Origin of the sequence: Petrotoga sp. 9PWA.NaAc.5.4, assembly GCF_002895485.1 — a bacterium.
Taxonomy (GTDB): domain Bacteria; phylum Thermotogota; class Thermotogae; order Petrotogales; family Petrotogaceae; genus AZRK01.
In genome coordinates, this window is sequence record NZ_AZRK01000035.1 from 1 (window position 1) to 5870 (window position 5870).

Here is a 5870-nt window from a genome sequence, read left to right on the forward strand (position 1 = left end):
ACACATGAGGGAATAAGTAACAAAAGAGTTAAAAAATTCAGATAGTACTTTAGAAATAATGATTTTCTGAAAATAAGCTTTTGATTTTAAAATGGGTTCAGGGCAGAGCCCTCTTCCCCTTTCGCTACAAGTACCAAAAGAGTTAAAAAATTCAGATAGTAGTTTAAAAATAATGATTTTCTGAAAATAAGCTTTTGATTTTATAATGGGTCCAGGGCAGAGCCCTCTTCCCCTTTCGCTACAAGTACCAAAAGAGTTAAAAAATTCAGATAGTACTTTAGAAATAATGATTTTCTGAAAATAAGCTTTTGAATTTAAAATGGGTCCAGGGCAGAGCCCTCTCTCCTCCCTCCTTGGTTACAAGTACCAAAAGAGTTAAAAAATTCAGATAGTATTTTAAAAATAATGATTTTCTGAAAATAAGCTTTTGATTTTATAATGGGTTCAGGGCGGAGCCCCTCTCCCCTTCCTTGGCTACAAGTAACAAAAAAGTAAATAAATTAGGGATTAGAAGTGAGAAGATATTTTATAAAAAGTTAAACATTAAAATATTTATAAAATTCAAATTTTAGAATTTCTAAAGCGAGTATAGAAAATCTATAAGGAGGAACGAATATGGCAAGAAAATGTGAGATTTGTGGCAAAGAACCAAGAAACGGCAATACTGTATCTAAATCAAAAGTGACAACAAGAAGAAGATGGAAACCGAATATACAAAAGATAAGAAGTATAACAGCTGAAGGAACCGTAAAAAGAATGTATGTATGTACAAAATGTATGAAAGCAGGAAAAGTTCAAAAAGCATAATAAATAATCGGTCTAAAATTAGACCGATTATTTTAAATTTTGGCGTGCCTGGCCGGATTTGAACCGGCAACCTTCGGATCCGCAGTCCAACGCTCTATCCAATTGAGCTACAGGCACAGTCAATATCAAAAAAATGGCGGAGAGGGAGGGATTCGAACCCTCGGTAGAGTCACCTCTACACTTGCTTAGCAGGCAAGCGCCTTCGGCCACTCGGCCACCTCTCCGACTTTTTATCCATTATGAAAACAACCCATAATAATTCCTTGAAATATTATAACATTAACAAATTATTATGTCAAGCAAACTATAAATCATTCTTTCTTTGCACTTTTCATTTCGTACATTTTATTATCCGCTTTTTTAATAACCGACTCCAGAGTAATCTCTTCATCAAAATTGTTGTATTCGCATATTCCCCAACTAAGACTTATTCTCACTTCTCCGTCAAATTTTACTTTCTCAAGTTCTTTAGACATCCTTTGAAAGATAATTTCTACATCAGTTTCTTTCGTATTAGGTAAACCAAGTAAAAACTCATCACCACCTATTCGAATTATCAAATCAGACTCTCTTAAACTATTCTTTATTACATCAGCTACTTTTTTTATTACGAAATCTCCTGCATCATGTCCAAAATTATCGTTAATATATTTTAAATTATCTATGTCAATAAAAACTATTGTTAAAGGTTCTCTCCTTCTTTTAGAAAGTTGAAAATATTTTTCTAAAGCATAAAATCCGGCTCTTCTATTGTATGTTGTCGTTAAATCATCGAAAGTAGCGTATCTTTTCAGCAACTCTTCTAACTTTTTCTTCTCAGTTATGTCAGTCATTACTAATATGATTCTTTTTATTTGTTCTTCTTCGTAAGCTACAGCTGTAACAATTACTGTTATAATTTTATCAGGTCTATATTTTAACTCACATTCAAAAGAAACGATTTCTTCTTTTTCACTTTTCAACTTTTCTATTTCTTTTTCAAAAACTTCTATATACTTAGGAACTAAAAAATCTTCGTAATTGTTAGCATGAGGTTTTTCCAAATTTAACATCTTATAAAAAGCTTTATTTGCAAACATAATATTAAAGTCATAATCTAATATTAACAACCCTTGTCCCATATTTTCCAACACTTTTTGAATAAAGGCTTTTTCTTTCTTAATTTCATCAATTTTTTCTTTGTATTCACTAATTTCAGTATATGTTCCAATCATAAACCTCGGAAGACCAAACTTATTTTTTTCCACAACACCTGCCCTTGATAAAAACCATATATAATTTCCATCTTTAGATTTTATTCTATAAGTAGATTCATAAATGGTTGTTCTTTCTAAAAAATGTTCTTTTATCAGGTTAACTATGTGTTTTCTATCTTCTTCATGAATAAATTCTTCGAATGTTTCCCAACTCTCTTGAAATAAGTCTTTATCGTATCCTAAAATCTTTTGATATCTATTATCGTAAGTTATCTTATCGTTAAGAACATCCCATTTCCATATTCCAATATTAGAAAGCTCCAATACTTTTTTTATTTCTTCTTCATCTTTTTTTAATTTTTCAATATCTTTTTTTAGTTTTTCGTTTTCAGTTAAATCCCTTCCTATCAAAACATAAAAATACTCATTATCTATATTAAAACATTTTAATTTAAACTCAAAAAATACTTTAGTTCCATCAATTTTTGTTAAATAATCTTTAAAAACCCAGATTTTATTGGAAGCTTTTCGACTGAAGAAAAATTGCATTTGTTTACTTATTTCACCTTCAAAAATAAAAGCAACATCTTTACCCTTAAAGTCAGAAGCTGAATAACCCAAAGAATTTATTTTACTGTTAACATAAGTAATTGTACGAAAGTCGTTAACTAAAAAAATAAGATCATTTAGTTGATCAAAAATAAGAAAAGGGAATGAGTTTTCTTCATCTAGCAATTCATTTTTTTCTAAATCTTCCAATGTTTTATGCAATTCGGATAAAATAAAATCTTTTTCCAATTCCGTGAGATTCCTATGATCTTCTTTTATTTTGTTCGCCCCCCAATAATATATATAATAAAATTATAAAATAAAAAAATATAAAACAAAAAAAGAAGAATCAGAATACAATAAATAATCAATAAATATTCAATAAAAATTAGTCAACATTACTAATCAAAAACTTTATATTTTCTTCTTTCAAAAAATCAACAATTTTTTTTACCACAATCTCTCTACTGTCTTGAACATTTTTAATACCTCTAAATAAAACAAATAATTTGTTATCTTGAACAGTTACCACATCTTCTTTTCTGATAATATTTTCCAATTTTTTAATCAATTCATCTTTTAAGACATCTTTTAATTCAATTTCTAAAAGCACATAATCTTTATCTCTTTTTAATTTTTCTAATTGTAAAACAAAATCAAAAAGTGCTTTTGATAACAAATTGCTATCTTTTTGAAGGTCCATTATATTTGGAGTAGCTTCTGCGTTTTTACTATTTCTACCAGAAGAAAAAGGATATTCTTTATAATTATATATATCCTTGTACCTATTAAAAAAACTTAAAGCTTTTTCTTCTTCTTCATTATTTTGGAAATATCTGACAAGTTTTAACCATACATCTTCTCTTTGAGAATCATAAAAGGCTTTTTGATAATAATAAAGGGCGTCTATCTTGTTTTCTATTTTTTCATAGATATTGCCTATTTCTAATAAAATATCTATATATATATTTTTAACATATTCTCTTTTTTCTCTAACCCATTCTTCGTAAGTATTTTCTTCTAATAGGTCTCCTTTGTATAAATCTGCAGCCTTTAAAAGTAAAAATAATCTTCTATTCAAATCTTTTTCTTTCAAACCTTCGTCACTGAGTTTCAAAAATTCTTCTAAATCGATATAAACATCTTTTTTGGAAAAAATACAATAATTCTCTTTGATTCCTAATTCTGAACTTGGAATGCTCAATGTTCTTCTAATGTAATAAAGAGTTGTATTTAAGTTAAGCCTGGCACTCTCATCATCAAATCCAGGCCAAAATAAGTCATATAATTCTAAAAGAGGTACTTTTTTATCTTTGTTGAGAACCAAATATTTAAAAATTTCCACAGCTTTTATCGACTTAAAATTATCAACTTTTTTATCATCTAAATATATTTTAAATTCACCTAAGGTGTATATTTCCAGCACTGGAAAGCACCTCTTTTTTGAAATTTGAAAAGCTCTATTTTAAAGTATTATAATATTATATCTCAAAACTCATGGGAAACGTTAATAGAAAACAAAGGAGTTCTTGAAATAATTTTGTATCCTAAGTTTGCTTCAAAATCAAATTTATCTATTTCAGTTGCTATTCCGGTTTTAAATAAGAAATCATACTGATTTCGAAAGTAAGAAGTTCCCAACCCAAAAAAGATATTGTTAAAATTTTTAATCGCTTCAAACATAAAATCCCCTTCAAATTTGATATTATTATTATCGAAAGAAAAAGGAACAAATAACCCATGAAAATCAAAAGTATCGATACTGGTCATATCTTCTAAAAAAATATAAAAATTATCGTTAAGCACTACGTTTATACCTGCTTTTAAATCTTTAAAGATAACGCCAAACTTAAAACCAACGTTTTCAGGACTAAAGAAATTGCTCAACTCAAAAAATAATAAATTGTTGAAATCTAAAAAAATACGTGGGACAAAAGAGTTATTATAATAAGGTAATATGTTGTAATAAATTCCTACCAAAACTGATGAATTTTCATTATTAGACGGGGTTTCTTCTTTAAATTCTAATTTTTCAACATCGTTGACTTGAATGTAAATATCTAATACGTTTTCTTCCCCATTTTTTAAATAATAAATTGAAGCCACATAGTTTTTTTGGTTTTTAGATAAATCTACTGTGTCTTCAAAATTTGTATTCGCACTATCTATTACGATTTTTGTTCTAACTTTTTCTCCTAAATTGTTCAAAGGTGTGATCTTAAAATTGGCTTCAACATTTCCTTTTGATTCAAAATTAAACGTATATCCTTGAATAACAACTATATTTGTGAGCAATTTTTCACTTTGAGCATCACCTTTTAAAACGGAATAAATTGAATAACTAAACATGTCAGAACTTTGAGAAAAAGCGACAAGACTAAAAATTAAAGTACTCAAAATTACAAGAAATATTTTATTTTTCACTTTGAATCAGCCCCTTTTGTCTTGACAGTAGCGGTCAAAAATATCATCATTCTTTTATTTTCATCCTTCTTCTGGTCATCGCCAAATAAAAATCTAAAAAAAGGAAGATCTTTAAGAAAAGTCGTTCCACCATCTTTCGAATACATCTGGCTCAAATCTAAATCAGCTATTAACAAAACTTCGTTTGGACTTAAATTCACTTTAGTTTCTAATTTCGACTCAGAGACCAAATAACTATCCCTTCTAACCTCCATCAAATTATTAGTTTTTGTTCTAAAGGTTATTTGGACAATATCGTTCATTAATTTGGGAGTCATTTCTATTTCTATTCCACTCTCTATATTTCTAAATTCATTTCTATACGTAGTAAAAATTATATTCTCAAAACTTTTTAGAGATAACAAAGCCTTTTGTTCAGGTAAAACATCAACAACCTGTTTTGTAACCAACTTTGCAGTTTCATTTTTTTCATACATATCTATTTCTGCTTCAAAAAGATCTTGGATTGAAAAACCTATTGTTGGTTCTGAAAATGTAAAACTGTTTATATTTGCTGTAATTCCCTCTCTATTCATATCAAAGAGATTGCCTTTTATTAAATCAGAATATCTTTCATTGGTTTCGACAATATAAACAGTTAACTCTATGGAGGGTTCTGGTTTATCGAGTTTATTTACTAAGTCTTTTATATAATCTATGGTTTTTTGAGGTGCATATAAAACAATTTGATTGCTTTCTTTGTTAGTTTTTATATACTGTTTCAAATTTTCTGGAATCAAATTTAGAAATTTATCAACAGTAATATAGTTTACGGCCTGACCCCCTGTTATTGGAGAATAAATAAGGAAATCTCATTTTTTCACAAAAATAGTTTTTGAATTAAAATAAGAATAT

5 protein-coding genes and 2 tRNA genes are annotated in these 5870 nt (G+C 28.0%); 1 reads left to right on the top strand and 6 read right to left on the bottom strand.

Features of this window, described 5'->3' with window-relative positions:
- Positions 1–615: 615 nt before the first annotated feature.
- Positions 616–807: a 50S ribosomal protein L28 gene (gene rpmB / locus X924_RS08155; RefSeq protein ID WP_121958429.1), complete on the top strand. Its 192-nt coding sequence runs from the start codon at positions 616–618 to the stop codon at positions 805–807.
- A 40-nt stretch (positions 808–847) separates the two neighbouring features.
- On the opposite strand, the gene X924_RS08160 is transcribed toward rpmB, so the two are convergent.
- The 6 genes from X924_RS08160 to X924_RS08185 form a co-directional block, all read right to left on the bottom strand.
- A tRNA-Arg gene (locus X924_RS08160) sits at positions 848–924 on the bottom strand.
- Between the two features lie 17 nt (positions 925–941).
- A tRNA-Ser gene (locus tag X924_RS08165) sits at positions 942–1031 on the bottom strand.
- A gap of 87 nt (positions 1032–1118) precedes the next feature.
- Positions 1119–2801 carry a GGDEF domain-containing protein gene (locus X924_RS08170; protein WP_121958430.1) on the bottom strand — a complete coding sequence of 561 codons (1683 nt, stop codon included), beginning with the start codon at positions 2799–2801 and terminating at the stop codon, positions 1119–1121.
- A 139-nt stretch (positions 2802–2940) separates the two neighbouring features.
- A complete protein-coding gene (locus X924_RS08175; RefSeq protein ID WP_158245355.1) occupies positions 2941–3978 on the bottom strand; it encodes a BTAD domain-containing putative transcriptional regulator in 1038 nt (345 codons plus the stop codon).
- Positions 3979–4040: 62 nt separating this feature from the next.
- A complete protein-coding gene (locus tag X924_RS08180) occupies positions 4041–4976 on the bottom strand; it encodes a hypothetical protein (protein WP_121958432.1) in 936 nt (311 codons plus the stop codon).
- Positions 4973–5740, bottom strand: a complete 768-nt coding sequence (locus X924_RS08185; RefSeq protein WP_146255691.1) for a type II secretion system protein GspD — start codon at positions 5738–5740, stop codon at positions 4973–4975. The genes X924_RS08180 and X924_RS08185 overlap by 4 nt, the downstream gene beginning before the upstream one ends.
- Between the last annotated feature and the right edge of the window lie 130 nt (positions 5741–5870).